Below are 25,088 nucleotides of genomic sequence, written 5' to 3' on the forward strand. Positions count from 1 at the left end.
CGATGAGAGGACTTTGACCATGAGCGTTCGCAACCTGCAGCACCTGTTCGCGCCCCAATCGGTGGCGCTGGTCGGCGCCTCGGGGCGCCCTGGCAGCGTGGGCGCCACCGTCCTGCGCAACCTGCTCGGAGCGGGCTTCAAGGGGCCGGTCTATCCCGTCAATCCCAAATACGGCGAGCTGGCCGGGCTGCCATGCTACCGCAGCGTGGCCGACCTGCCGCAGGCGCCCGAGCTGGCCCTGATCTGCACCCCGCCGGCGACCGTGCCGGGCATCGTGCGCGAACTTGGAGAACGCGGCTGCCGCGCGGCGATCGTGCTCACCGCCGGCCTGAAGGGCGCGCGCAACGCCCAGGGCGTCACCTTGCAGCAGGCCGCGCTCGACGCGGCGCGTCCGACCTTGCTGCGGCTTCTGGGACCGAACTGCGTCGGCCTGCTGGTGCCCGGCATCGGCCTGAACGCCAGCTTCGCCCACACCGACGCACTGCCCGGCAAGATCGCCTTCGTCTCGCAGTCGGGCGCGCTGGTGACCGGGGTGCTCGACTGGGCCAGGTCGCGCGGCATCGGCTTCTCGCGCTTCATCTCGCTGGGCGACAGCGCCGACGTCGATTTCGGCGACGTGCTCGATTTCCTGGCCAGCGACGGCGACACCGGCGCCATCCTGCTATATATCGAGGACCTGCACCACGCGCGCAAGTTCATGTCGGCCGCGCGGGCCGCCGCCCGCGGCAAGCCGGTGGTGGTGCTGAAGGCGGGCCGCGTGCCGGAAGGGGCCAAGGCCGCCGCCTCGCACACCGGCGCGATGGCCGGCGCCGACGACGTGTACGATGCGGCGATCCGGCGCGCCGGCATGCTGCGCGTGTTGACCACCGAGGACCTGTTCGCCGCCGTCGAAACGCTGGCCCATGCGCGCCCCCTGCACGGCGAGCGCCTGGCCATCATGACCAACGGCGGCGGCCCGGGCGTCATGGCGACCGATGCGCTGGTGTGCGGCGGCGGCACGCTGGCGCCGCTGTCGGAGGACACGCTGCGCGCGCTCGACGCCGTGCTGCCGCCGACCTGGCCGCACGCCAACCCGGTGGATATCATCGGCGACGCGCCGGCCGAGCGCTATCGCCAGACCCTCGAACTGCTGCTGGCCGACAGCCAGAACGACGCGATCCTGTTCATCCACGCGCCCACCGCCATCGTGCCCAGCGCCGACATCGCGCGGGCGATCGCGCCGCTCGCGTCCGGCGCCTCGCGCAATGTGCTGGCCTGCTGGCTGGGCGGGGACGCCGTGGCCGAGGCGCGCCGGATCTGCTCCGACGCCGGCATCGCGACCTTCGATACGCCCGAGGACGCGGTCAACGGCTACCTGCAGATCGTGCACTTCCGCCAGAGCCAGCAACTGCTGATGCAGGTGCCGGCCGCATCGGTCGCCAATGCCGCGGCCGATCGCGACGGCGCGCGCCGCATCATCGAGGGCGCGCTGGCGGAAGGGCGCGCGCAGTTGTCCGAACCGGAATCGAAAGCGGTGCTGGCGGCCTACGGGATTCCCGTGGTGCAGACGCGCCTGGCGCCGGACGTAGCGCAGGCGGTGCAGGCGGCCTGCGAGATCGGCTTCCCGGTGGCGGTGAAGATCGTCTCGCCCGACGTGATCCACAAGTCCGACGTCGGCGGGGTCGCGCTCGACCTCGACTCGCCGGAAGCGGTGCGCGCGGCCGCGCAGCGCATGGTCAAGCGGCTCGGGGAGCTGGCGCCCGGTGCGCGGCTGGAAGGGTTTTCGGTGCAGCAGATGGCGCGCAGGCCGGAGGCGCACGAGCTGATCGTCGGCGCCGCCACCGACCCGGTGTTCGGCCCGGTGGTCCTGTTCGGCCAGGGCGGGGTGTCGGTCGAGGTCACCGCCGACCATGCCGTGGCGCTGCCGCCGCTCAATTCGGTGCTGGCGCGCGACCTGGTCGGCCGCACCCGGGTAGCGCGGCTGCTGGCGGGCTACCGCAACCGGCCGCCGGCCGACATGGAGGCGATCCTGTCGGCGCTGATCCAGGTGTCGCAGCTGGTGTCGGACATACCGGAAGTGATCGAGCTCGATATCAATCCGCTGCTGGCCGACAGCGCCGGCGCTGTCGCGCTCGACGCGCGCATGCGGGTGGCGCCGGCCGGCCGCGGCGCCAGCGGGCTTGACCGCCTGGCGATACGCCCCTATCCGCGCGAGCTGGAAGAAACCATCGAATTCGAGGGACGCGACTTGATGCTGCGGCCCGTGGTGCCCGAGGACGGGCCGGCGCACCTGGCGTTTTTCGCCGCGCTTTCGCCCGACGACGTGCGCTACCGGATGTTCATGCGCCTGCGCGAGCTGGCGCCATCGCAGCTGGCGCGCTTCACCCAGATCGATTTCGACCGCGAGATGGCCTTCATCGCCACCCGCGCCGGCGCCGACGGCCAGCCCGAGACGCTGGGCGTGGCGCGGGTGGTGGCCGATCCGGACAACGTCGCGGCCGAATTCGCCGTCACCGTGCGCTCGGACCTGAAGGGCCACGGGCTGGGGAGGATCCTGATGAACAAGCTGATCGCCTACTGCCGCAGCCGCGGCACGCGCGAGATCGTCGGCGAGGCGCTGCCGCAGAATACCCGGGTGATCCGGCTGGTCAAAAGCCTCGGCTTCGAAGTCACGCCGGCGCCGGAGGAGGGCACGATGCGACTGCGCCTGCCGCTCGGCTAGTTTCGCGTTTTGATGCAGATCAAAGAAAGCGGCCGGCTACTTCCCTACAATTCCATGCGTCAATAGAAGTTGTTATGTGGAAATAAAGAGGATAGCTGTGCGCAAGAACCTGCCGGTCACCGGCATCGAATACCTGGTACGCGACGATCAGTCGATCGTCTCGACCACCGACATCAAGGGCCGGATCACCTACGTCAATCCCTGCTTCATCGAAGTGAGCGGCTTCAGCGAAGCGGAACTGCTCGGCAAGGCGCACAACCTGGTGCGCCACCCCGACATGCCGCCTGAAGCCTTCGCCGACCTGTGGATCTGCCTGAAGGCCGGCCGGCCGTGGACCGGCATGGTCAAGAACCGCCGCAAGAACGGAGACTTTTACTGGGTGCGCGCGAACGTGACGCCGATCCGCGAAGGCGGCCAGACGGTCGGCTTCATGTCGGTGCGCACCCGGCCCGAGCGCGCCGCCATCGACGCCGCGGAGGCGGCCTACCGGCGCATCCGCGAAGGACAGCGCGGCCTGGCCGTGCGCGATGGCGCCGTGGTGCGGCGCGGGCCGGCGCAGTGGCTGGCGCGCCTGCAGGCCTTGCCGCTCGGGCTGCGCATCGCCGGCGTGATGGCGCCGCTGGCGCTGCTGCTTGCGGCGGTGGCGGCGACGGCGCTGCGCCCGTCGATCCAGCTGGCGGCGCTGGGCGGAATGGCGCTGGCGCTGGCCGGCTGGCGCGGCATCCACCGCGCGACCGTGACGCCGCTGTGCCGCGCCGCTGACGCGGTGCGCGCGCTGGCCGGCGGCGACCTGTCGCAGCGCGTCCAGGAAGGCGGCGCCGACGAAGCGGGCCTGCTGCTGCGCGCGCTCGACCAGCTGACCGTCAACCTGCGCGCCATCGTGGGCGACGTGCGGTCCAGCGTGCGTACGATCGAGCAGTCCACGCGCGAGCTCGCCGATGGCAACGGCGACCTGGCCGGGCGCACCGAATCGCAGGCTGCGAGCCTGGAGCAGAGCGCGGCCAGCATGGAGCAGTTCGCGCAATCGGTGAATGAAAACAGCGATGGCGCCCGGCGCGCCCGCGACATGGTGGCCACCGCGGCCGCTGTCGCCGGCCAGGGCGGCGCCGAAGTGGCGCGCGTGGGCGCGACCATGCAGCAGGTGAGCGCGTCGGCCGCCCGCATCGTGGACATCATCGGCCTGATCGACGGCATCGCCTTCCAGACCAATATCCTCGCGCTCAACGCCGCGGTCGAAGCGGCCCGCGCCGGCGAGCAGGGGCGCGGCTTCGCCGTCGTCGCCGGCGAAGTGCGCAGCCTGGCGCAGCGCTCGGCGACGGCCGCCAAAGAGATCAAGACGCTGATCGAGGCGTCGGTGCAGCAGGTGCGGCTGGGCGGCACGCTGGTCGACGCAGCCGGCGCCACCGTCGGCCGCGCGGTCGGTTCGGTGGACGCGGCTGCGGCGATCATGCAGGACATCGCGCGCGCCGGCGCTGAGCAGGCCGGCGCGATCGGCCAGGTCAACGAGGCGCTGGCGCACCTGGACGATGTGACGCGCCAGAACGCGGCGCTGGTGCGCCAGTCGGCCGGCGCCACCGCTGGCGTGGCCGCGCAGGCGAGCGAGCTGGCGCGCGCGGTGTCGGTGTTCAAGCTGGAGGCGCGCGCGCCGTTTTTGATGCATGTCAAAGATTTTGATGCGGCTCATCAATACACTGGCTCCCGATCAGTGTCGCGTCCACGTCCGGGCGCGGCCGGCAGCCGGAGTTAATCGATGTCTTCCGCTTCAACCGTTTCATTCGCACCGATGGTGCAGTTCGACGCCCAGCTGGTGCGCAAGCTGAGCGGGCCGGGCCCGCGCTACACCTCCTATCCCACCGCCGACCGCTTCCGCGACAGCTTCGGCTACCGCGACTACGTGGAAACGGTGGCCAAGCTGCGCACGCGCGGCGCCTCGCGGCCGCTGTCGCTGTACATTCACATCCCGTTCTGCGATACCGTCTGCTACTACTGCGCCTGCAACAAGATCGTCACGAAGAACCGCGAGAAGGCGGCGACCTATCTGGGCTACCTGAAACGCGAAATCGCCATGCAGGCGGCGCTGCTGGCGGGAGCGGGCCGGGTCGAGCAGCTGCATTTCGGCGGCGGTACGCCGACCTACCTGTCCGACGCGCAGATGGAGGACCTGATGGCGCACCTGCGCCGCAAGTTCGATTTCGCGCCCGATGAGGCTGGAGAGTATTCGATCGAAGTCGATCCGCGCACGGTCACGCGCGAGCGCGTGCACAGCCTGCGGCGCCAGGGCTTCAACCGGATCAGCCTGGGCGTGCAGGATTACGACCCCGATGTGCAGAAGGCGGTGAACCGGGTCCAGCCGGAAGCGGAAACCCAGGCCATCATCGACGCCTCGCGCGAGGCGGGCTTTCGCTCGGTCAGCATCGACCTGATCTACGGCCTGCCGAAGCAGACCGTGATGACGATGTCCCAGACGCTGGCGAAGGTGGTGCGCGCCAACCCGGACCGCGTGGCGATCTACAACTACGCGCACCTGCCGCACCTGTTCAAGGCGCAGCGCCGGATCAACGAGGCCGACCTGCCAGGCCCCGACGCGCGGCTCGACATGCTGGCGCTGTGCATCCGCCGCCTGACCGAGGCCGGCTACGTCTATATCGGCATGGACCATTTCGCCAGGCCGGAGGACGACCTGGCGGTGGCGCAGCGGCAGGGACGCCTGCACCGCAACTTCCAGGGCTACTCGACCCACGCCGACGCCGACCTGGTCTCGTGCGGCGTGTCGGCGATCGGCGCGGTGGGCATGACCTACAGCCAGAACGTCAAGACGCTCGACGCCTACTACGACCGCATCGACAACAACGAACTGCCGATCGAGCGCGGGGTCGAGCTGTCGATGGACGATGCGCTGCGGCGCACCCTGATTCAGATGCTGATGTGCCATTTCGAGCTGTCGGTCGCGGCGATCGAGCAGTCCTTCCCGATCGTGTTCGCCGACTATTTCGCGCCGGAGCTCGAGCGCCTGCGCGCGCTGGCCGACGACGGCCTGCTGACCATCACCCCGGAGTACCTGAGCGTGACGCTCAAGGGCCGGCTGCTGATCCGCAATGTGTGCATGGTGTTCGACCGCTACCTGGCCGAGCAGCAGGCCGCGCCGCGCTACTCCAAAACCATTTGAGGTCGCGGCGATGAGCGGCATCAGCCTCGCGCCGGTCTTCCTGGTCGGCCTGCTCGGCAGCGTCCACTGCGCCGGCATGTGCGGCGGGATCGTCAGCGCGTTTTCGCTGGCGCCCGCCCGCAGCTTCCCGGTGCGCGTGGCGACCGTGCGCACCGCGCCTACCGCGGCGCTGGGACGGGTGCTGGCCTACAACGGCGGACGCATCGCCAGCTACTGCGCGGCTGGCGCCTTGGCCGGCGGCATGGCCGGCGGCGCGCGGGCGCTGGCCGGACTTGCCGCGATCGAGACGGCCGGCTACTGGCTCGCCAACATCATGCTGGCGGTGCTCGGCCTGTACCTGATGGATGTGTGGCGCGGCCTGGCGCAGCTCGAGCGGCTCGGCCAGCGCGCATGGCGCCGCATCGAGCCGGCCACCGCGCTGCTGCTGCCGCTCGATTCGCCGTCCAAGCTGGTGGCGATGGGCGCGCTGTGGGGCTGGCTGCCGTGCGGGATGGTCTACAGCGTGCTGCTGACGGCCACGTTCTCCGGCTCGGCGCTGTCCGGCGCCGCGGTGATGGCCGCCTTCGGCCTCGGCACCTTGCCGATGCTGGCCGCGATGGGCTTGGCCGGCGCGCGCCTGCGCGCCTTCGCCGGCCGCCGCGCCGTGCGCGTGGCGAGCGGGCTGGTGGTGCTTGCCTACGGACTGCTTGGCTTGGCGCGCGCGGCCAATGGCGTGAGCCACGGCTGGATCGACTCGCTGTGCGTCGGCGCGCCGGGATGGCTGCCGTGAGCGCGCTGCCCTCGCCGGCATCCTGTTTCCACTGCGGCTTGCCGGTGGCGCCAGGCAGCAGTTGGCACACCGTCGTCGACGGCGCCGCGCGGCCGATGTGCTGTCCCGGCTGCGCCGCCGTGGCGTCTTCGATTGTCGCCAACGGTTTTTCCGACTTCTACACGAGCCGCAGCGAGTTTGCGGCGCCGGCCGACCTGGAAGCGCTGGCGCCGCCCGAACTGGCGCTGTACGACGACGACGGCGCCGCAAGCGAAGCGCTCTACAGCGTCGAAGGCATCCGCTGCGCCGCCTGCGTCTGGCTGATCGAACGCCGCCTGCGCGCCGTGCCGGGCATGCGCGCCGCCGACATGAACGCGGCCACAGGCCGGCTGAAGGTCAGATGGTCGCCGGAGAAATGCCGGCCAAGCGTGATCCTGGGCGCGCTGCGCGACATCGGCTACGCGGCCTATCCCTACGATCCTTGCCGCCACGCGGAGCAGCTCGAGCGCGAGCGCAAGCAGCTGTTCCGCCGGCTGTTCGTCGCCGGCCTGTCGATGATGCAGGTGATGATGTACGCGCTGCCGGTCTATTTGGCCGACGACGGCACCATGGACGCCGACATGACGGCGCTGATGCACTGGTCCGCGCTGCTGCTCACCCTGCCGGCGGTGGCGTACTCCGCGCAGCCGTTCTGGCGCGGCGCCTGGAACGGCATCAGGCAGCGCATGCCCGGCATGGACGTGCCGGTGGCGCTGGGGATCGCGGCCGCGTTCGGCGGCAGCGTGGCGGCGCTGGTGCGCGGGCACGGCGACGTGTACTTCGACTCGATCACGATGTTCGTCTTCCTGCTGCTGGCCAGCCGCTACCTGGAACTGTCGGCGCGGCGCTCGGCCGCGCAGGCGCTGGACCGGCTGCGCCGCGCCTTGCCGGCGGCCGCGGCGCGCATGAGCGGCTGGCCTTCGAACCGCGCCACCGAGCTGGTCGCCGCCGGCCAGGTTGCCGTGGGCGAGCACCTGCTGCTGCGCCCGGGCGAGGCCGCCGCCGCCGATGGCGTGATCGTCGATGGCGCCACCGAAGTGGACCTGGCGCTGCTGACCGGCGAAAGCCGGCCGCAGGCGCGCGGCGTGGGCGAGCTGGTGCCGGGCGGCGCCGTCAATGCCGGCCAGCCGGTCGTTCTGCGGGTCGAGCGGGTGGCCGGCGAAAGCACGCTGGCCCTGCTGGTCGGGCTGGTCGAGCGCGCGGGCCAGGGCAAGCCGCGCATCGCGCTGTGGGCCGACAAGGTGGCGGCGTGGTTCGTCGTGGCCTTGCTGGCGCTGACGGTGCTGGTGTTCGCGTTCTGGCACAAATCCGACCCGGCGCGCGCCTGGCAGGTGGCGATCGCCGTGCTGGTGGTGTCGTGTCCGTGCGCGCTGTCGCTGGCCACGCCGACGGCGCTGGCCGCCGCCGCGAGCCGGCTGCTTCGGCGCGGCGTGCTGGCGGTGCAGCCGCACGTGCTCGAAACGCTGGCGCGCGTGACCCACGTCGTGTTCGACAAGACCGGCACGCTGACCGCCGGACGGCCGGTGCTGCGCGCGGTGCAGCGGCTCGATTGCCGCAGCGCCGAGGAATGCCTGGCGATCGCCGCGGCGCTGGAGGCGTCGAGCACCCATCCGCTGGCGGCCGCGCTGCGTGAAGCGGCCGGCGCGGACCCGCGGGTAGCCCATTCGGTGCGCCATTTCCCGGGCGAGGGTGTAAGCGGCGTCATCGACGGACTGACTTTCCGCCTCGGCAGCGCCGCATTCGCCGGCGGCGGACGAGAACAACCCAAGAACGACACCGCAACGCACGTGTACCTGGCCGGCCCCGCCTCCGTGCTGGCCCGCTTCGAACTGGCCGATCCGCTGCGCGAGGATGCGCAGGCGGTGGTGCGGCATTTCCGTTCGCGCGGAATTGAAGTGATCCTGTTGAGCGGCGATGAGCAGCCGGTGTGCGACCGGGTGGCCGGCGAGGCGGGAATTGCGCGTGCGCTGGGCGGCCAGATGCCGGACCAGAAGCTCGCCTTCGTCCAGGCGCTGCAGGCGCAGGGCGCGGTGGTGGCGATGGTGGGCGACGGAATCAACGATGCGGCGGTGCTGCGCGCGGCCGACGTGTCGTTCGCGATGGGCGAGGGCAGCGACCTGGCGCGCATGCACTCCGACTGCGTGCTTATGTCCGGCAGCCTGTCGAGCCTCGCCGAGTGCGCGACGACCGCCGGCCGCACGCTGGCGGTCATCCGCCAGAACCTGGCGTGGGCCACGCTGTACAACGCCTGCGCGATCCCGGCGGCCGCTTTCGGGCTGCTCGATCCGTGGATGTCGGGCGTCGGCATGTCGCTCAGTTCCGCCGTCGTGGTGGCCAATGCGCTGCGCCTGCGCGCGCGGGGAGCTTGAATGGAAGCCTTGTATTTGCTGGTGCCGTTGAGCGTGGCCCTGGTTGGGCTGGCGCTCTGGGTTTTTTTCGGCGCCTCCGACAGCGGCCAGTTCGACGACCTCGAAGGCCCGGCGCACCGCATCCTTCACGACGACGACAGCGGTGCGTAAAGATTTGCCGTCGTTCCTGCGCAGGCAGGAACCCATGCCTTTCGTTACTCAGCAATTTGATTCACATCAAAGATTTTTGAAGTTGAGAAATTTACTCTTCTGCTGTCATGTTTGTATTCTCAGGAGAGTTTGGTGGAAACCGCTAACAACTACAACTACAAGATCGTCAGGCAGTTCACGATCGCCACCATCGCATGGGGCGTCATCGGCATGCTGGTCGGCGTCTTCATCGCCGCGCAGCTGGCGTGGCCCGCGCTCAATTTCGACATACCCTGGCTGACGTACGGGCGCCTGCGCCCGCTGCACACCAACGCCGTCATCTTCGCCTTTGGCATCTGCGGCCTGTTCGCCACATCCTACTACGTCGTGCAGCGAACCTGCCAGGTGCGGCTGTTCTCGGACCGCCTGGCCGCCTTCACGTTCTGGGGCTGGCAGGCGGTGCTGGTTGGCGCCGTGATCACGCTGCCGATGGGTTTCACGCGCGGCAAGGAGTACGCCGAACTCGAATGGCCGCTCTCGATCCTGATCGCCATCGTGTGGGTCGCGTACGCCGTGGTCTTCTTCGGCACCATCATCAAGCGCAAGGTCGAGCACATCTACGTGGCCAACTGGTTCTTCGGCGGCTACATCATCGCGGTCGCGCTGCTGCACATCGTCAACGGCGCCAGCATGCCGGCATCGCTGACGAAATCGTACTCCGCCTACTCGGGCGTGCAGGACGCGATGATCCAGTGGTGGTACGGCCATAACGCGGTCGGCTTCATCCTCACCGCCGGCTACCTCGGCATGGTGTACTACTTCATTCCGAAGCAGGCCGAGCGCCCGGTGTACTCGTACCGCCTGTCGATCGTGCACTTCTGGGCGCTGATCTTCACCTACATGTGGGCCGGCCCGCACCACCTGCATTACACCGCGCTGCCCGACTGGACCCAGTCGATCGGCATGGTGTTCTCGCTGATCCTGCTGGCGCCGTCGTGGGGCGGCATGATCAACGGGATGATGACCCTGTCGGGCGCCTGGCACAAGCTGCGCTCGGACCCGATCCTCAAGTTCCTGATCGTCTCGCTGTCGTTCTACGGCATGGCCACCTTCGAGGGCCCGATGATGTCGATCAAGACCATCAACTCGCTGTCGCACTACACCGACTGGGGCATCGCCCACGTCCACGCCGGTGCGCTCGGCTGGGTCGGATTCATCACCATGGGCTCGATCTACTACCTGATTCCGCGCATGTCCGGCAAGAAGGCGATGTGGAGCACCAGCCTGGTGGACATGCACTTCTGGGTCGCCACCATCGGCATCGTGCTGTACATCGCGTCGATGTGGATCGCCGGCGTGATGCAGGGCCTGATGTGGCGCGCGGTCAATCCTGACGGCACGCTGACCTATACCTTCGTCGAAGGCGTCAAGGCGACCTTCCCGTACTACGTGGTGCGCTTTACCGGCGGCCTGCTGTACTTGTCCGGGATGGCGATGATGGCCTGGAACGCCTTCATGACGATGCGCGAGACCGTCTCGGTCGACCCGCGCATTCCCGCCCTTGTACCCGCACACACTGGAGAAGCAAATGAAGTTTTCGCATGAATGGATCGAGAAGAATCCCTGGCTGCTGATCGGACTCGTCCTCATCGTGGTGTCGTTCGGCGGCCTGGTCGAGATCGTGCCGCTGTTCTTCCAGAAGTCGACCACCGAGCCGATCGCCGGCCTCAAGCCGTACACGCCGCTGCGCCTGGTGGGGCGCGACATCTACGTGCGTGAAGGCTGCTACAACTGCCATTCGCAGATGATCCGTCCGTTCCGCGCCGAGACCGAGCGCTACGGCCACTATTCGGTCGCCGGCGAGTACGTCTACGACCGGCCGTTCCAGTGGGGCTCGAAGCGCACCGGCCCCGACCTGGCGCGCGTGGGCGGTCGTTACAGCGACGAGTGGCACCGCACCCACCTGGACAATCCGCGCGACGTGGTGCCGGAGTCGAACATGCCGAACTACCCGTGGCTGGCGCGCACCAAGCTGGTGCCGGAAGACGTCGTGCCGAAGATGCGCGCGCTCCAGCGCCTGTCGGTACCGTATTCGGAGCAGGAAATCAAGGAGGCGCCGGCGCAGCTGGCGGACAAGACCGAGCAGGATGCGCTGATCGCCTACCTGCAGGGACTGGGCACCTTGATCAAGACAAGGAACTAGCATGGCAATCGAACGTATTTTTGACAGCGCGAGCAGCGTGATGACCGTCGTCAGCTTCGCGACCTTCGTGGGAATCCTGCTGTGGACCTTCGCGGCCCGCCGCGGCGCCGACTTCGACAAGGCCGCGGCGCTGCCGTTCGCCGACGAGGAGGAGTACGAGCATGGCTGATTTCGTCAACGGCTTCTGGGACTACTACATCAGCATCATCACGCTGCTGTCGATCTTCGGCTGCGGGATCCTGCTGTGGTCGCAGTCGAAGCACCGGGTCAAGGCCGGCGCCGGCGCCACCACCGGGCACGTGTGGGACGAGGACCTGACCGAGCTCAATACGCCGATGCCGCGCTGGTGGATGTGGCTATTCTACATGACCATCGTGTTCGCGCTGTGCTACCTGGTGCTGTACCCCGGCCTGGGCAGCTACGCCGGCAGGCTTGGCTGGAAATCGGCCGGCGCCTACCAGTCCGAACTCAAACAGGCGGAGGCGGAATACGGCCCGCTGTTCGACAAGTATGCGAAACAGGACCTGAAGACGGTGGCGGCCGATCCGCAGGCGCGCCAGATCGGCGAACGGCTGTTCCTGACCTACTGCGCGCAGTGCCACGGCTCCGACGCGCGCGGCGGCAAGGGCTTCCCGAACCTGACCGACAGCGACTGGCTGCATGGCGGCGAGCCGGCCACCATCAAGGCCACCATCATGCACGGCCGTACCGGGCAGATGCCGCCGATGGGCGCGGCGCTGGGTTCGGACAAGGATATCGAGAACGTCGCGCATTACGTGCGCAGCCTGTCGGACCTGACCACCGACCCGATCAAGGTCGCCTTCGGCAAGACGAAGTTCGCCGCCTGCGCCGCCTGCCACGGCGCCGACGGGCACGGCAACCAGGCGCTGGGCGCGCCCAACCTCACCGACAAGGTCTGGCTGTACGGCGGCAGCGCCGACACCATCATGGAGACCATCCGCAAGGGCCGCACCAACACCATGCCGGCGTTCGAGGCGTTCCTGGGCGAGCCGAAGGTGCATGTGCTGGCCGCCTACGTCTGGAGCCTGTCGAACGAGAACGGCGGGGAAGCGGCAAAATGAGTGATGCAGCACCCCGCGAGACCGTCATCAAGATGTACGCCGCGCGCGAGGAAATCTATCCGCGCGAGACGAAGGGACGCTACGCCTCGCTGCGCTGGGCTTGCGTCTGGCTGACCCAGATCGTGTTCTACGGCTTGCCCTGGCTGCGCTGGAACGACCGCCAGGCGATCCTGTTCGACCTGGGCGCGCGCAAGTTCTACATCTTCGGGGTGGTGCTGTGGCCGCAGGACTTCATCTACCTGGCCGCGCTGCTGATCGTGTGCGCGTTCGCGCTGTTCCTGGTCACCGCAGTGGCGGGGCGCGTCTGGTGCGGCTTCGCCTGCCCGCAGACCGTGTACACCGAAATCTTCATGTGGATCGAGCGCCGCATCGAGGGCGCCCGCAGCGCGCGCATCCGGCTCGACCGCCAGCCATGGAATGCCGACAAAATCGCGCGCAAGGGCACCAAGCACGCCGCATGGTTCGCGGTGGCGCTGTGGACCGGGTTCAGCTTCGCCGGCTACTTCACGCCGATGTCGACCCTGATGTCCGAAGTATCGGCGCTGCGCCTCGGTCCGTGGGAGACGTTCTGGATCCTGTTCTACGCGCTGGCCACCTACGGCAACGCCGGCTGGCTGCGCGAACAGGTCTGCAAGTACATGTGCCCCTACGCGCGCTTCCAGAGTTCGATGTTCGACAAGGACACGCTGATCGTCACCTACGACGCCAAGCGCGGCGAACCGCGCGGCGCGTTGGGCAAGGCGCAAGGCGACTGCATCGACTGCGGCATGTGCGTGCAGGTTTGCCCGACGGGCATCGACATCCGCAAGGGCTTGCAGTATGAATGCATCAGCTGCGCCGCCTGCGTGGACGCCTGCAATTCGGTGATGGACAAGGTCGAGCGCCCGCGCGGGCTGATCCGGTATTCGACCGAGCAGGCGCTGGCCAGGGGCTGGTCTTCGGCCCAGGTGCGGGCCCGGTTGCTGCGTCCACGCGTGCTGATTTACACCACGCTGCTGGCGCTGATCGGCGGCGCGCTCGGCGCCGCGCTGGCGTTGCGTACGCCGCTCAAGCTCGACGTGATGCGCGACCGCGGCGCGATGGGCCGCGAAGTCGAGGACGGGGTGATCGAAAACGTCTACCGGCTGCAGGTGATGAACACCGCGGAGACGGCCCACACCTTCCGCATCTCGGTGTCCGGCCTGCCGTCGATCCGGCTTGCCACCACCGACATGACGAAGCTCGACGGCGCCAGCGCGCGCGCCGTCGCGGTGCGCGTGCAGGCGCCGCGAGAAGGCGCCAAAACAGGATCGAACCGGATAGAATTCGGCCTGACGGCCGTGGACGATCCGGGCCTGGCAGTGACGGAGAAGGCCGTTTTCATCGTGCCCAAACAATGAAGAAGAAGGAGACACCCATGCACAGCGCTTCACTTCCGCTCGCCGGCGCCGGCGCGGCGCCCTGGTACACCCACCGCTGGCCGTGGCTGCTGATGTTCGGCCCCGCCTTCGTGCTGGTGGGCGGCGCCTTCGCCGGCTACCTGGCGACCACCCGGCCCGACGCGATGGTGGTCGACGACTACTACAAGCAGGGCAAGGCGATCAACCAGGACCTGCGGCGCGACCGCGCGGCGACCGCGCTGCAGCTTGCGTTCGAGGCGCGCTACGATCCGGCCAGCGCGACGCTGTCGGGCAGCATCCGCAGCGCCGGCGCGCCGCTGGCGGCGCCGATCTACATCTATTTGGCGCATCCGACCCAGCCGGCCAAGGACCTGCGGCTGCTGGCGACGCCCGACGCCGCAGGGCATTTTTCGCTGGCCCTGCCGATGCTCGAGCGGGCGCACTGGCAGGTGGTGGTGGAGGGTTCGCGGCGGGAGTGGCGGCTGGCGCGCAGCTGGAGCTGGCCGCGCCGGCAGGGCGTGGAGATCCTGGCCGACGCGCCGGAGGCCCGATGAAGCGGGTCGCGATGATCGTGCTGTGGCCGTCGTTCCTGGCGGCGGCGCTGGCCGAGGGCTGCTTCTTTGCGCTGTTCGATCCAGCCGAACTGGTTCGCCTGGAGGAGACGGGACTGGCGCCGATGGCGATCTACGGCATCGGCTTTTTCCTGTTCTGGACCCTGTGCGCGCTGGCGAGCATGCTGACGTGCTACCTGGCCTTTACGCCCGAAGGCGATCCGCCGTTTTAACCCATGGCGGGTCAGGTCCTGCGGACCTGACCCCATTTTGATTTCGCCACAGATTATCGAAAATACCGGTGCAATCGCGCTGTCGTCGAGATTCTCAACTTGGGGTCAGGTCCGCGGGACCAGACCCCGGCTTACGACATGGGGTGGCACTGCTCGGTGCCGGCGGCCATTGCCTTGAGCAGCGCCGGTTCGAGCAGGGTGACTTCGCGCTTGTCGACCCGGACCAGGCCCTGCTTCTTGAAGCGCGACAGCAGGCGGCTGATGCTTTCGATGGTCAGGCCGAGGTAGTTGCCGATGTCCTCGCGCGACATGCGCAGCTGGAAGCTGGTGGCCGAGTAGCCGCGCGCGGCGTAGCGCGCCGACAGATTGATCAGGAATACCGCGAAGCGCTGTTCGGCGCGCATATTGCCAAGCAGGAGCATGACGTTCTGCTCGCGGGTGATTTCCTGGCTCATGATGCGGTGGAAGTGGCGTAGCAGCGTCGGCACATGGGCGAACAGGTCTTCCAGGTCGGCAAACGGAATCTCGCACACCTCGCTGTCTTCCAGCGCCACCGCGTCGCAGTGGTGGCGGTCGCCGCTGATGGCGTCCATGCCCAGCAACTCGCCGGCCATCTGGAAGCCGGTGATCTGCTGCTCGCCGGCCGCGTTGATCTGGTAGGTCTTGAAATGGCCGAAGCGGATCGCGTACAGGTTGCGAAACGGCTGGCCCATCTGGTACAGGCGCTCGTCGCGCGCGACCCTGCGGCGCTTGCCGATCACGTCGTCGAGGCGCGTGATGTCCACCGCGTCCAGGCCCATCGGCAGGCAAAGCTGATGCATGCTGCACGCCGAGCAGCTGGCCTTGAGCGCGTGCATGTTGAAGTGCACGGGGGCGAGGTGGGGGAGAGGGTGTTCCATAATCCCCATTATAAGCCCCGGGGCGGGGCCCTGCCAAATTGTTGAGCAATCAACGGCGGGCGAAGCGCACGTCGATTTCGGTGACCCTGGCGTCGCCCTTGGGCTTCTTCGGCTTTTTCGGCTTTTTCACCACTTCTCCGCGGGTATTGGTGACGGGCACCCGGTGGTCCGGTTCGAATCCCGGCTCGTCGACGCGCTGCAAGGTTTGCTTGGTCAGTACCTCGATGGCGGCCAGCTGCACCACTTCGTCGGCGCACACCAGCGACACCGCTTCGCCCGAGGCGCCGGCGCGCCCGGTGCGGCCGGTGCGGTGCACGTAGTCCTCGGCGACGATCGGCAGGTCGAAGTTGACCACCAGCGGCAGGTCGTCGATGTCCAGCCCGCGGGCGGCGACGTCGGTGGCGACCAGGATGCGCGCTTCGCCGGCCTTGAAGCGCTCGAGCGCGCGCAGGCGCGCCGGCTGCGGCTTGTCGCCGTGGATCGAGTCGGCCGCCACGCCGTGCGCCTGCAGGGTGTCGACCAGCTGGTCCACGCCCTTGCGGGTCTTGACGAACACCAGCACCTGGCCCCAGCGCTTCTTCTTCAGCAGGTGCATGAACAGCTCGGGCTTGCGCTTCTTGTCCACCGGGACGATCCACTGGGCGATCGCTTTCACGGTCGTGTTGCGCGGGCTGACTTCGATACTGAGCGGGTCGCGCAGCAGCTTGCCGGCCATCGCGCGGATCTCGTCGGAGAAGGTGGCGGAAAAGAGCAGGGTCTGGCGGCGCGCGGGCAGGGCGGCGAACACGGCATCGAGTTCGCGCGCAAAACCCAGGTCGAGCATGCGGTCCGCTTCGTCGAGCACCAGCGTCCGCACCTGGTCGAATTTCACCGCGTTCTGGCGGTGCAGGTCGAGCAGGCGCCCGGGCGTGGCGACCAGCAGGTCGAGTCCTTTGCGCAGCTTCATCATCTGCGGGTTGATGCTCACGCCGCCGTATGCGACGTGGGTGCGCAGCGGCAGGCTGGCGCCGTACGCAAGGAAGCTCTGATGGACCTGTTCGGCCAGTTCGCGGGTCGGCACCAGCACCAGCGCGCGCACCGAGTTGGACGCGACTTTCGTGCCTTCCATTGTCAGCTTCTGCAGGATCGGCAGCGCGAAGGCGGCGGTCTTGCCGGTGCCGGTCTGGGCGGCGGCCATGACGTCGCGGCCGGCCAGCACGGCCGGAACGGCCTGCGCCTGCACCGGCGTCGGCGTTTCGTAGCCGAGTTCGGCGAGGGTACGGACGAGCGGGTCGATCAGGCCGAGGGAGACAAACGACATGGGTAGCACCTGGTAATGGACGAAAACGGCAACAGTTTACCCTGTCGCGCACCGACAAGTGCGGGAAGCGGCAATCCGCGCCTACGCGGACGCGGCGGACGCGGCGACGGCCGGCTGCGCGACAGTCGGCTTGAGCGGATCGTGCTTGTCCTTGCAGGCCGCCAGCAGCAGGCAGGCGAGGGCGAGCGCGGTCCAGCGTGCGGGGCGGCGATCCATGGGCGGGTTCCTCCGGGTTGATGTCAAGGCCTTCGTGCTGACTCGATCATACCCGCGCCGGGCGGCCGGCGGCGCGCCTTACTTCGGGTTGGCCTCGACGTACAGTTCGCGGCCGTTGACGAAGTTTCCGTCCGGGGAAATGGTGATCAGGTGCATGCCCATGTCGCTCAGGTCGAGCCGCTTGAGCTGCTCTTTCGACAGGCGCAGGATGTAATTGCCCGGCAACACGCTGGACATGACGAAGTAGCCGTCCGAGGCGCTCCTGGCGGTGCCGACGACCTTGTGACTGGCGTCGACCAATTCGAGCTCGAGGGAGCCGACGGCGCGCCGTTCGCCACCCACCAGCATATAGGTGGTGCCGTCGATCTCGCCGGTGACGCTGACGGCGAAGTCGAGCTGGCTGACCTTGCCCGGCCGCGGCACGACGCGAAAACCCTTCTGCTGCGCGGCAAGCTGCGGGTCTTCCAGCGTCGTCACGTCGAAGCCGATGTCGACGTTTTGCTTGACCGGCAGGCGGTTCAGGTAGGCGATGCCGTCGGGGCCCGTGCGCGCCAGGGTGCCGCCGCCGTTGACGGTGAAGCCGGCGCCCTCGAGCGGCTGCTCGCCCGGATCCATCACGCCGTTCTGGTTCTTGTCGAGGAACACGCGCACCGAGGCGGCGCCGGTCGGCGCCATCGGCTGGGCCTCGGTGATCCAGCGCCCGCGGCGCGGATCGAGGCCCATCGCGACGAACAGCTGGACGCCCACGCCGTACTCGCCGCGGCTCGAATAATAGCCGTTCACGCCCAGGCCGAAACTGCCCAGGCTCTTGTTCATGCCCGCCGTGATGCGGTATTCCGGCTGCTGGAAGCCGCGCTGCACGCCGACGTTGAGCAGGTAGCCGTCGTCGAGATATTTGTCGGCGGAGATTGCCAGGGTCGAGGTGGACAGGTGCGGCTCGATGTTGTACTGCAGCTGGCCGCTGACGCCGATGCCGGCCACGCGGCGGCTCGCCTGCAGCAAGCCGTCGGCCGTCTTGACGCCGCTGTGCGACTGCCAGCGCAGGGCGTTGGTCACCGAGGTGCCGAACTTGTAGGCCGAGACGCGCCCGGACAGCTCGATGTTCTGGGCGTCCGACGCCAGCCGGTCGCGCTGCACCTGGAGCGACACCGGCAGGCGCGCGCCGGCGCCGGCCGGTAGCGAGCCGTCGAGCTGCAGCTCGTCGCGCGAGCGGATCGGGTCGCGTGAAGGCAGGTACAGTTCGCTGGAGAAGTCCTTGAGTTCGGCGTGGCTGGCGCCGACCGACAGGCCGAAGAGCTGGGTCTTGAGCGCGACCTGGGCCAGCTGGCCGCCGCCGTCCGAGGTGGCCAGGTCGGCGCTGACGATGTAGGAATTGAGATAGCCGTGCAGGCCCAGGTTGGCGAAGCGCTTGTCCTTGCCGTCCTGCGCCAGGCGCACCAGGCCGCCGTTGGCGCTGAGCTGGCGCGTCAGGCCCCAGTCGAACTGCGCCACCGAGCGCGCGTGGCCGGACTCGTCGCGCTGGCGCGTCATGCTGTAGTAGGCCTGGCCGGGCGCGATCATCGACTGCTCGAGCAGGAAGCTCTGGCGCTCGACGCGCAGCTGGCCGAGCGGACCGTGGAACACCAGCCGGAATTCGTTGGCGCCGTACACCAGCGGCAGGTCGGCGAAACTGTACTTGCCGTCCGGGCGCGACTGCTGGAACGCCACCAGGCCATCGTTGAAGTACAGCTCGACGTCCCAGCCCGGCGGCAGGTCGCCCTGCAGGCTGTGGCGGTCGAAGCGGTTGGGCTGGTTCAGCGGCCGGTTGGAGAGGGTGGCGCCATCGCCGGTGGCGCTGCTGACGGCGATGTTGGCCACGCCGGGAGCCGGCACGCTGCCGATCATCGCGGTGCGCGCGCGCAGGGGGCCGAGCAGGCGCGCGTCCGGGTCGTTGCGCCCGAGCGACCAGCGCAGGTCGGTGGCGCCCTCGCGCAGGTTGCGGTTGGCGTACAGCTCCGCTTCCAGGCCGGCCAGGTCGCCGGTCAGGTAGGCGGTGTAGGTGGCGCTGGTCTGGCTGGCGGCGCCGCCGTGACGCACGTCCGCGCCCAGGGTCTGGTCGATGAACGGCGTGTCGAACTTGCGGTAAGGGGTTGCCACGCGCGGGAAGTCCGGATCGACGTACTCGCCGCGCGCGGCGCCACGCTTGCCGCGTTCCTTGCGTTCGAGGCCGGCCTGCAGCGGCAGCTTTTCGCGCGGCTTCACGCGCAGGGTCAGGCTCGACATCTCCACATCGAGATCGACCGGCAGCCAGCGTGACAGCACGCGGCTGGCGACGTAGATGTCGTCGGCCTGCAGCTTGACCTTGGCGCGGTCGAGCACTTCGCGCTGGTTGTTCACGTTCACTTCGCGCTGGATCACGTCCAGGCTGAAGCCGCGCTGCTCGTCGAGGATGTAGCCGCTGGCGCGGCCCTCGGCCGGCTGGGTGCGGATGGCGATCGTGAGCAGCTTGGACAGTTCGCCCAGCGGCAGGAAGACGTCGTCGCCGAACTGGTAGGCCGTCAGCGAGTCGGACAGCGAGTGCTCGTCCAGCCGCACTTCGAGCAGCACCAGGTTCGGCGCGTCCTTCGGTTGCGGCCCGAAACCCTGCGCGAACGCGCCCGCCGCCAGCAGCAGGGCCAGCAGGGTCACGAACAGTTTTCGGATAAATGCCAATTGGGTGATCACGGAATGATTATTCGTCATTCCGCGTTCGCGCCATCGGGGGAGAATGAGGCTATTTCACCCGCACTTCAGGAATGCGGCGCGCCCGGGCGGACGCGCCGTCGCCGCTGGCGGGTCAGGGCAGGGGCAGGGTGCCTTCGGCCAGCACGGCGCCGCCCGCTTCGGGACGCGCGCTGTAGGTCACGCGCAAGGTGCCGTGCGCCAGCACCACGCCGGCCGGCACCTGCAGGGGGAGCTTCGCGCGGCGCAGCGGATTGGGGTTGTAGACCGCCAGGCCGTTGGCGCGCGCGATGATTTTCTCGGCGCCGCCGTTCGGCGTGAAGCCGACGGCCAGGTCGCCGTACACCGAGCTGTTGCCGGCGCGGTCGAATTGCAGTGCCAGGGTCGGCTGGGGCGCGGCCGGCGCCTTGAGCAGTTCCAGGTGCGACAGGCTCACGGTGGCCGGCTCGACCTCGTGGCGCACGATCACCGGGATCGAGGCGCCCACCAGCGCGGTCAGCACGATGCCGATTTCCTTGTCCTTGACGCCGGGCTCGACGCTGTTGGCGCCGCGCGGTTCGGGCATTTTCTCGAAATGCAGGTGCGAGCGGTATTCGCCCGGGGCCAGGCTGGCCGGCTTGCGGATCATCACCCGCACGGTCTGGCTGGAGCCGGGCTGCAGGGTCACCTGGCGCGGCGAGAACTGCACCATGTCGTTGGCGAACAGTTCGCCCGGGACCGGGGTGTCGACCGGCAGGAACTGGCCGTCTTCGCCCATGCGCTGGTTGACCACGCTGATGCGGTAGGTGGTCGGCTCGCTGCCGTTGTTGATCAGGTCGACCTGCGCGGTGCGGGTGTTCTTTTCGAATACCAGGCGGGTTGGGTAGAGCATCAGGTCGGCCAGGGCGGCTTGCGGAAGCAACAGCAGGGCCGTGAGGAAAGCGAACGCCAGGCGGCGGAACCGGCAGGGGGTTGGGATGGAAAATTGCATTGCTGACTCCTTTACTGCGGTCACTATACTCGGCATTACTGGTAATTGACAGTTATGCTATAGGTGCCGGAGTAATTTCCGGGCGCCTGATTTGCGTTGACGTTCAGGGTAGCGCCGACCAGTACGGTCGTTTTTCCGGTGCCAAGCACGGTGTTCGGAGGATCGCTGACAAAGTTGTTCAGCGTCATGGAATTGGCGCCGCTGGTGAGCGAGATACTGGTGGGCAAGGTGATCGTGGTGAACTGCAGCGACTTGCCCGCGCCGGATTCGGTCAGGCTGTAGGAGGCCGAGGTGATGGTGCCGCCCGACAACAGCATGACGCCGCCGGTCTTGGTGCGCACCCCCGCGGTGCTCATGATGATGGTGCCGGTGCCGGTGGTGGGCGGAGCGAACCTGCCGAAGCTCAGACCGCGCGTGTTGGTGACGTTGCCGGTCTTGTTGGCGCCATGCGCCGAGGCCGCCAGCAGCAGGAGCAGGAGAAGCAGTAACTGCGGGAGTTTGACAATTGCCATTTTAATAAATCAACAACCCGCGCGCCCGCCGGTCGGCAGGCGCGCGGGCGCATTGCTTAGTTGTAGACGACGGTGGCGCTAATGGTGCCGCTGTAGGCGCCGGCCGTCTGGTTGGCGCCCACCGCCAGGCTGCCGCCGATGTAGATCGACTGGGTGCCGCCGGCGGTCAGGGTGCCTGCCGTGTTCAGGGTCGCCGCGCCGCCGGCGCCGGTCAGGTCGCTGATCTGGGTCAGGGCCATTGGTGCGCCTGGGCCGGTCAGCGTCACGCCCGTTGCGTAGGTGATGGTGTAAGCCGCGCTGGCCTGGCCGGTCACGTCGAACTTGGCTGCGGACGGGGTAGCGCCGCCCGATGCGACCGCGACGCCGCCGCTGACGGTGCGGGTGCCGTTGGTGTTGACGTCCACGGTGCCGGTGGTGGCGCCTGGGTAGAAGCTGCCGAACACCAGGTCGGTCGCCTTGGTGACCGCGATCGGGGTCACAACAGTTGCAGTAGCCGACGCGGTGGCGTTGTTGGCGGCCGAGGCGCCGCCGCTCATTACCGTCGCGCCGAACGCGAAGGCCGACACCAAGGCAATTTTCAGGCTGTGCTGCTTAACTGTAGTCATGTTCATTTGTAACTCCTTGTTGTTTTCGTCGATGAGAACGTTTTTTTTCTTTATTAACTCGCCGCGGCCATTGCTGGAACTTTTAGTGCCGGCTGACTATGCGACTGCGTTCAATTTACCACTAGAAATTTCTGAATGGAAACCGAATACTACATAAACTTGTTCTAAATCACTATGGAGATTGCGACAATTTTCTCCTAGACGTTGTTTTTTCCCTATTAGATTTGTTCCGCATATAAGTTCATAAATGCAACTATAAGTTCTGATCGGAAATATAATGAAGGGTTATTGGGAAATAAGGTAGGGATATTGGAGCCAGGCGCGGCACGTTCCCGCCGTATGTAACTACTTGTATACGTTATGTAAGTGCAGTCCTACACCGCTTTTGTGGGCCGGCGCCCGGCGGGAGGATCGCCGATCTGGCCTCCGTGGAAGGGGACAATACGGCGGCGCCGATCGGCTGGCGGCGCCGGGCGCAAATTTTGGTGTTTCATCACCCGCTTGCCGGGTTTCATCGGATAATACCGACGCCCAAAGGCGGCCCTTGCTAACGTTCCTGCAAGCCCACCCTTACCGGAACCGATCATGATTTCGAGCACCTTTTTCGTCACCCGCCTGACCGTCGCCTGGACGATGGCGTACATCGCGCTTGCCATCGTCCTGCACGAGGCGTTCCTGCGCAATTCCCATATCGATGGCTACATCGTGCTGTTCGGCTTTGTGCTCGCGGCGATCATCGTCACCGGCGCGTTCTCGCACGTGCGCCGGGTGCGCCTGATCGCCGGCGGCGTCGATGCGTCGAGCCTGTCGCGCCGCCAGCGCCGCCAGGTCGAAATTCCGCTCGAGGCGGGCGAGGCGTTCGACCTGGTCGATGCGGCGATCCGCGAACTGCCCGGCGTGCGCGACGTCGAATCGACGCGCGACAGCCTGCAGGTGCGAGCCCGCGTCGAGCGCGTCAATCCCTACCCGGGCGACGCGGTCTCGTGGAAGCACCTCACCACGCTGCACACCTTGCGCAATCAAATCCTGATGACCGTCACGCCCAACGGCGACGCCGGCAGCGTGACCCTGATCTGCGAGCCCGAGCGCGCCGCCTGGACCGACTGGTTCTTCATCGACTACGGCACCAACCTGGAAAACGCCGAAGCGCTGGGCCGCGCGATCGCGCGCCGGGTCGCCGAGCGGCGCCGCACCGAGCAGGCCACGGCGCGCCAGACCGCGACCGAAAAGGAGCTGACCGTGGCCAAGCTCTCGCTGCTGCACGCGCAGGTCGAACCGCACTTCCTGTACAACACCCTGGCCAGCGCCCAGCTGCTCACGCGCAGCGATCCGGCGCGCGCCGATGAAATGCTGGGCAACCTGATCACCTACCTGCGCCATTCGCTGCCGCGCACCGAGGACGCGCTGTCGACCGTCGGCGAGGAGCTCGAACGGGCGCGCGCCTACCTCGACATCCTGAAGATCCGCATGGGCTCGCGCCTCCAGCTGCAGATCGACGTGCCCGAGCACCTGCGCCTGGTGGCGTTCCCTACCATGATGCTGCAGACGCTGGTGGAGAACGCGATCAAGCACGGCCTCGAGCCGCAGACGGGCGGCGGCACGGTGTGGATCCTGGCGCGCGACCTCGAGACCTCCGTGGCGGTGACGGTGGCCGACGACGGCCGCGGCTTCTCCGCCGAGGGCGGCGGCACCGGCATCGGCCTGCGCAACGTGCGCGAGCGGCTGCGCCTGGCGTACGGCGCGGCGGCGGGCTTCACCATCGTGGCCAATTTCCCGTCCGGCGTGGCCGCCACCATCACCGTGCCGCGGAGCGCGCAATGACTACTTGCGTCGTCGCCGAAGACGAGACCCTGCTGCGCGAGGCGCTGCTGCAGATGCTGGCCGAAGCGTGGCCGGAGCTGGAAGTGGCGGCCGCCTGCGAGGACGGCGCATCGGCGCTGGAGGCGATCGCCGCGCACCAGCCCGACGTCGCCTTCCTCGACATCCGCATGCCCGGCCTGTCGGGACTCGAGGTGGCCGCGGCGCTGGCCGAGTGCAGCCCGCGCACCCAGGTGGTGTTCGTCACCGCCTACGACCAGTACGCGATCGACGCGTTCGAGCGCGGCGCCGTCGATTACCTGCAAAAGCCGGTGGCGCCGGAACGCCTGGCGGCCACGGTGCGCCGGCTGAAGACGCGCGCGGCCGCCCCCGATCCGGCGGCGCTGGCGGCGCTGCTGCGCCAGCTCGGGGCGGTGGCGCCGGCCGCGGAACGGGCGCCGCCGCTGGTGTGGCTGACCGCCAGCGCCGGCAGCGAGACGCGCCTGATCATGGTCGAGGACATCGCCTACTTCCAGTCCGACACCAAGTACACGGTGGTGATGACGGCCGAAGGCGAGGCGCTGCTGCGCAAGCCGATCCGCGACCTGCTCGAGGTGCTCGACCCGGCGATGTTCAAGCAGATCCACCGCTCGACCATCGTCAATCTGAAGGCGATCGCGTCGATCGCGCGCGACGAGATGGGGCGCGGGGTGGTGCGGCTCAAGACGCGGCCAGAGACGCTGGCAGTGAGCCAGCCGTTCATGGCGCTGTTCCGCAACATGTGACGGTTTGGTCCCTCACTTGTAAGCAGGTGTAAGAATAGTAAGATCGGTGTCCTGGCGTACAGACGAGTCTGTTGCATCTGGTAAAGTACCTCTCATCGCACACATAACGACAAGAGGTTCAACATGAAAAGCCTGATCATCGCCGCCACCATCTTCGCGGCCGCCGCCGCAGCACCCGCAATGGCCCAGACCAGCGTCAACATCAACGTCGGCCAGCCGGGCTTCTATGGCCAGCTCAACATCGGCGGCTTCCCGCCGCCGCCGGTCTATTACACCCAGCCCGTCATCGTCGAGCGCCAGGTGCGCTACGTCGGCGCCCCGGTCTACCTGCGCGTGCCGGAAGGCCACCGCAAGCACTGGAACAAGCACTGCTACCAGTACAACGCCTGCGGCCAGCAGGTGTTCTTCGTACAGGACGGCTGGTACAACAACACCTACGCTCCGCGCTACCGTGAACAGCACTACCGCGAGGCGCCGCGTCCGGTCGTGGTGCGCGAGAACTTCTACCGCGATAACCGCGACTACGAGCGCCATGACCGCCACGAGCGCGACGACCGCGACGACGACCGCGGTCACGGCAACGGCCATGGCCACGGCAACGGTCACGGCAACGGCCACGGCCACGGCAAGCACGGCGACTAAGCCGCCGCGCACGGCGATTCGCGCCGCATAGTAGACTATGGCGTGTTCGATAACTTCGAACA

Annotated in this window: 23 protein-coding genes; 16 read left to right on the forward strand and 7 right to left on the reverse strand. The window is 67.9% G+C overall.

The genetic code is table 11. The features are described from left to right. The first annotated feature begins 19 nt into the window (after positions 1 to 19). From Q4S45_RS06985 to Q4S45_RS07045, 13 genes are all read left to right on the forward strand, one after another. Positions 20 to 2,701: a bifunctional acetate--CoA ligase family protein/GNAT family N-acetyltransferase gene (locus Q4S45_RS06985; RefSeq protein ID WP_305510405.1), complete on the forward strand. Its 2,682-nt coding sequence runs from the start codon at positions 20 to 22 to the stop codon at positions 2,699 to 2,701. Positions 2,702 to 2,798: 97 nt separating this feature from the next. After that, positions 2,799 to 4,448, forward strand: a complete 1,650-nt coding sequence (locus Q4S45_RS06990; RefSeq protein ID WP_305510407.1) for a PAS domain-containing methyl-accepting chemotaxis protein — start codon at positions 2,799 to 2,801, stop codon at positions 4,446 to 4,448. A gap of 3 nt (positions 4,449 to 4,451) precedes the next feature. Then, positions 4,452 to 5,867 carry an oxygen-independent coproporphyrinogen III oxidase gene (hemN, locus tag Q4S45_RS06995; protein WP_305510409.1) on the forward strand — a complete coding sequence of 472 codons (1,416 nt, stop codon included), beginning with the start codon at positions 4,452 to 4,454 and terminating at the stop codon, positions 5,865 to 5,867. Between the two features lie 10 nt (positions 5,868 to 5,877). Then, positions 5,878 to 6,636: a sulfite exporter TauE/SafE family protein gene (locus tag Q4S45_RS07000; protein ID WP_305510411.1), complete on the forward strand. Its 759-nt coding sequence runs from the start codon at positions 5,878 to 5,880 to the stop codon at positions 6,634 to 6,636. Beyond that, positions 6,624 to 9,023 carry a heavy metal translocating P-type ATPase gene (locus Q4S45_RS07005; protein WP_305510413.1) on the forward strand — a complete coding sequence of 800 codons (2,400 nt, stop codon included), beginning with the start codon at positions 6,624 to 6,626 and terminating at the stop codon, positions 9,021 to 9,023. The genes Q4S45_RS07000 and Q4S45_RS07005 overlap by 13 nt, the downstream gene beginning before the upstream one ends. Further along, positions 9,024 to 9,173 carry a cbb3-type cytochrome oxidase assembly protein CcoS gene (ccoS, locus tag Q4S45_RS07010; protein ID WP_305510415.1) on the forward strand — a complete coding sequence of 50 codons (150 nt, stop codon included), beginning with the start codon at positions 9,024 to 9,026 and terminating at the stop codon, positions 9,171 to 9,173. It begins immediately after the preceding gene. A gap of 132 nt (positions 9,174 to 9,305) precedes the next feature. Next, positions 9,306 to 10,757 (forward strand): cytochrome-c oxidase, cbb3-type subunit I, encoded by a 1,452-nt coding sequence (ccoN, locus tag Q4S45_RS07015; protein ID WP_305510417.1) that lies wholly within the window; start codon positions 9,306 to 9,308, stop codon positions 10,755 to 10,757. Further along, on the forward strand, positions 10,741 to 11,355 hold the full coding sequence (ccoO, locus tag Q4S45_RS07020) for a cytochrome-c oxidase, cbb3-type subunit II (RefSeq protein WP_305510419.1): 615 nt from the start codon (positions 10,741 to 10,743) through the stop codon (positions 11,353 to 11,355). The genes ccoN and ccoO overlap by 17 nt, the downstream gene beginning before the upstream one ends. Before the next feature lies 1 nt (position 11,356). Next, positions 11,357 to 11,524 (forward strand): CcoQ/FixQ family Cbb3-type cytochrome c oxidase assembly chaperone, encoded by a 168-nt coding sequence (locus Q4S45_RS07025; RefSeq protein ID WP_305510421.1) that lies wholly within the window; start codon positions 11,357 to 11,359, stop codon positions 11,522 to 11,524. Beyond that, positions 11,517 to 12,437, forward strand: a complete 921-nt coding sequence (gene ccoP, locus Q4S45_RS07030) for a cytochrome-c oxidase, cbb3-type subunit III (RefSeq protein WP_305510423.1) — start codon at positions 11,517 to 11,519, stop codon at positions 12,435 to 12,437. Before Q4S45_RS07025 ends, ccoP begins: the two co-directional genes overlap by 8 nt. Next, the gene (gene ccoG, locus Q4S45_RS07035; protein ID WP_305510425.1) at positions 12,434 to 13,816 is read left to right on the forward strand and encodes a cytochrome c oxidase accessory protein CcoG; all 1,383 of its coding nucleotides are present in this window, start codon (positions 12,434 to 12,436) and stop codon (positions 13,814 to 13,816) included. The genes ccoP and ccoG overlap by 4 nt, the downstream gene beginning before the upstream one ends. Positions 13,817 to 13,833: 17 nt before the next feature. After that, a complete protein-coding gene (locus Q4S45_RS07040; protein ID WP_305510427.1) occupies positions 13,834 to 14,370 on the forward strand; it encodes a FixH family protein in 537 nt (178 codons plus the stop codon). Next, positions 14,367 to 14,600, forward strand: a complete 234-nt coding sequence (locus tag Q4S45_RS07045) for a hypothetical protein (RefSeq protein WP_305510429.1) — start codon at positions 14,367 to 14,369, stop codon at positions 14,598 to 14,600. The genes Q4S45_RS07040 and Q4S45_RS07045 overlap by 4 nt, the downstream gene beginning before the upstream one ends. 131 nt (positions 14,601 to 14,731) lie before the next feature. Here the strand turns inward: Q4S45_RS07045 and fnr are convergent, their stop codons facing one another. The 7 genes from fnr to Q4S45_RS07080 form a co-directional block, all read right to left on the reverse strand. Next, the gene (fnr, locus tag Q4S45_RS07050; RefSeq protein ID WP_305510431.1) at positions 14,732 to 15,499 is read right to left on the reverse strand and encodes a fumarate/nitrate reduction transcriptional regulator Fnr; all 768 of its coding nucleotides are present in this window, start codon (positions 15,497 to 15,499) and stop codon (positions 14,732 to 14,734) included. A gap of 49 nt (positions 15,500 to 15,548) precedes the next feature. Continuing rightward, positions 15,549 to 16,799 (reverse strand): DEAD/DEAH box helicase, encoded by a 1,251-nt coding sequence (locus Q4S45_RS07055; RefSeq protein ID WP_305510432.1) that lies wholly within the window; start codon positions 16,797 to 16,799, stop codon positions 15,549 to 15,551. Positions 16,800 to 16,880: 81 nt separating this feature from the next. Next, a complete protein-coding gene (locus tag Q4S45_RS07060; protein WP_305510433.1) occupies positions 16,881 to 17,015 on the reverse strand; it encodes a hypothetical protein in 135 nt (44 codons plus the stop codon). A 78-nt stretch (positions 17,016 to 17,093) separates the two neighbouring features. Beyond that, complete coding sequence (locus Q4S45_RS07065; protein ID WP_305510434.1) at positions 17,094 to 19,736, reverse strand: collagen binding domain-containing protein; 2,643 nt, start codon at positions 19,734 to 19,736, stop codon at positions 17,094 to 17,096. A 94-nt stretch (positions 19,737 to 19,830) separates the two neighbouring features. Then, complete coding sequence (locus Q4S45_RS07070) at positions 19,831 to 20,685, reverse strand: molecular chaperone (RefSeq protein WP_305510436.1); 855 nt, start codon at positions 20,683 to 20,685, stop codon at positions 19,831 to 19,833. A 35-nt stretch (positions 20,686 to 20,720) separates the two neighbouring features. After that, on the reverse strand, positions 20,721 to 21,197 hold the full coding sequence (locus Q4S45_RS07075; RefSeq protein WP_305510438.1) for a DUF4402 domain-containing protein: 477 nt from the start codon (positions 21,195 to 21,197) through the stop codon (positions 20,721 to 20,723). 56 nt (positions 21,198 to 21,253) lie between these two features. Continuing rightward, positions 21,254 to 21,808: a DUF4402 domain-containing protein gene (locus tag Q4S45_RS07080; RefSeq protein ID WP_305510440.1), complete on the reverse strand. Its 555-nt coding sequence runs from the start codon at positions 21,806 to 21,808 to the stop codon at positions 21,254 to 21,256. Positions 21,809 to 22,387: 579 nt separating this feature from the next. Between Q4S45_RS07080 and Q4S45_RS07085 the strand changes: the two genes are divergently transcribed. The 3 genes from Q4S45_RS07085 to Q4S45_RS07095 all read left to right on the forward strand — a co-directional run bounded on the left by Q4S45_RS07085 (position 22,388) and on the right by Q4S45_RS07095 (position 25,026). Further along, positions 22,388 to 23,623, forward strand: coding sequence for a sensor histidine kinase (locus Q4S45_RS07085; protein ID WP_305510442.1), 1,236 nt, complete (start codon positions 22,388 to 22,390; stop codon positions 23,621 to 23,623). Further along, positions 23,620 to 24,384, forward strand: a complete 765-nt coding sequence (locus Q4S45_RS07090) for a LytTR family DNA-binding domain-containing protein (protein ID WP_305510444.1) — start codon at positions 23,620 to 23,622, stop codon at positions 24,382 to 24,384. Before Q4S45_RS07085 ends, Q4S45_RS07090 begins: the two co-directional genes overlap by 4 nt. Positions 24,385 to 24,507: 123 nt before the next feature. Then, positions 24,508 to 25,026 carry a hypothetical protein gene (locus tag Q4S45_RS07095; protein ID WP_305510446.1) on the forward strand — a complete coding sequence of 173 codons (519 nt, stop codon included), beginning with the start codon at positions 24,508 to 24,510 and terminating at the stop codon, positions 25,024 to 25,026. Positions 25,027 to 25,088: the final 62 nt, after the last annotated feature.

The organism is Massilia sp. R2A-15 (genome assembly GCF_030704305.1).
Classification (GTDB): domain Bacteria; phylum Pseudomonadota; class Gammaproteobacteria; order Burkholderiales; family Burkholderiaceae_D; genus JAFCUW01.

Excerpts from the sequence above, each read along its gene's own strand:
- Q4S45_RS07040 (WP_305510427.1), top strand. The coding sequence starts at position 13,834 with ATGCACAGCGCTTCACTTCCGCTCGCCGGCGCCGGCGCGGCGCCCTGG.
- fnr (WP_305510431.1), bottom strand. The coding sequence starts at position 15,499 with ATGGAACACCCTCTCCCCCACCTCGCCCCCGTGCACTTCAACATGCAC.
- Q4S45_RS07095 (WP_305510446.1), top strand. The coding sequence starts at position 24,508 with ATGAAAAGCCTGATCATCGCCGCCACCATCTTCGCGGCCGCCGCCGCA.
- Q4S45_RS07025 (WP_305510421.1), top strand. The coding sequence starts at position 11,357 with ATGGCAATCGAACGTATTTTTGACAGCGCGAGCAGCGTGATGACCGTC.
- Q4S45_RS07000 (WP_305510411.1), top strand. The coding sequence starts at position 5,878 with ATGAGCGGCATCAGCCTCGCGCCGGTCTTCCTGGTCGGCCTGCTCGGC.
- hemN (WP_305510409.1), top strand. The coding sequence starts at position 4,452 with ATGTCTTCCGCTTCAACCGTTTCATTCGCACCGATGGTGCAGTTCGAC.
- Q4S45_RS07070 (WP_305510436.1), bottom strand. The coding sequence starts at position 20,685 with ATGCAATTTTCCATCCCAACCCCCTGCCGGTTCCGCCGCCTGGCGTTC.
- ccoO (WP_305510419.1), top strand. The coding sequence starts at position 10,741 with ATGAAGTTTTCGCATGAATGGATCGAGAAGAATCCCTGGCTGCTGATC.
- Q4S45_RS07090 (WP_305510444.1), top strand. The coding sequence starts at position 23,620 with ATGACTACTTGCGTCGTCGCCGAAGACGAGACCCTGCTGCGCGAGGCG.
- Q4S45_RS07080 (WP_305510440.1), bottom strand. The coding sequence starts at position 21,808 with ATGAACATGACTACAGTTAAGCAGCACAGCCTGAAAATTGCCTTGGTG.
- Q4S45_RS07075 (WP_305510438.1), bottom strand. The coding sequence starts at position 21,197 with ATGGCAATTGTCAAACTCCCGCAGTTACTGCTTCTCCTGCTCCTGCTG.
- Q4S45_RS07065 (WP_305510434.1), bottom strand. The coding sequence starts at position 19,736 with ATGACGAATAATCATTCCGTGATCACCCAATTGGCATTTATCCGAAAA.
- ccoG (WP_305510425.1), top strand. The coding sequence starts at position 12,434 with ATGAGTGATGCAGCACCCCGCGAGACCGTCATCAAGATGTACGCCGCG.
- Q4S45_RS07060 (WP_305510433.1), bottom strand. The coding sequence starts at position 17,015 with ATGGATCGCCGCCCCGCACGCTGGACCGCGCTCGCCCTCGCCTGCCTG.
- Q4S45_RS07085 (WP_305510442.1), top strand. The coding sequence starts at position 22,388 with ATGATTTCGAGCACCTTTTTCGTCACCCGCCTGACCGTCGCCTGGACG.
- ccoP (WP_305510423.1), top strand. The coding sequence starts at position 11,517 with ATGGCTGATTTCGTCAACGGCTTCTGGGACTACTACATCAGCATCATC.
- Q4S45_RS07045 (WP_305510429.1), top strand. The coding sequence starts at position 14,367 with ATGAAGCGGGTCGCGATGATCGTGCTGTGGCCGTCGTTCCTGGCGGCG.
- Q4S45_RS06985 (WP_305510405.1), top strand. The coding sequence starts at position 20 with ATGAGCGTTCGCAACCTGCAGCACCTGTTCGCGCCCCAATCGGTGGCG.
- Q4S45_RS07055 (WP_305510432.1), bottom strand. The coding sequence starts at position 16,799 with ATGTCGTTTGTCTCCCTCGGCCTGATCGACCCGCTCGTCCGTACCCTC.
- ccoS (WP_305510415.1), top strand. The coding sequence starts at position 9,024 with ATGGAAGCCTTGTATTTGCTGGTGCCGTTGAGCGTGGCCCTGGTTGGG.
- Q4S45_RS07005 (WP_305510413.1), top strand. The coding sequence starts at position 6,624 with ATGGCTGCCGTGAGCGCGCTGCCCTCGCCGGCATCCTGTTTCCACTGC.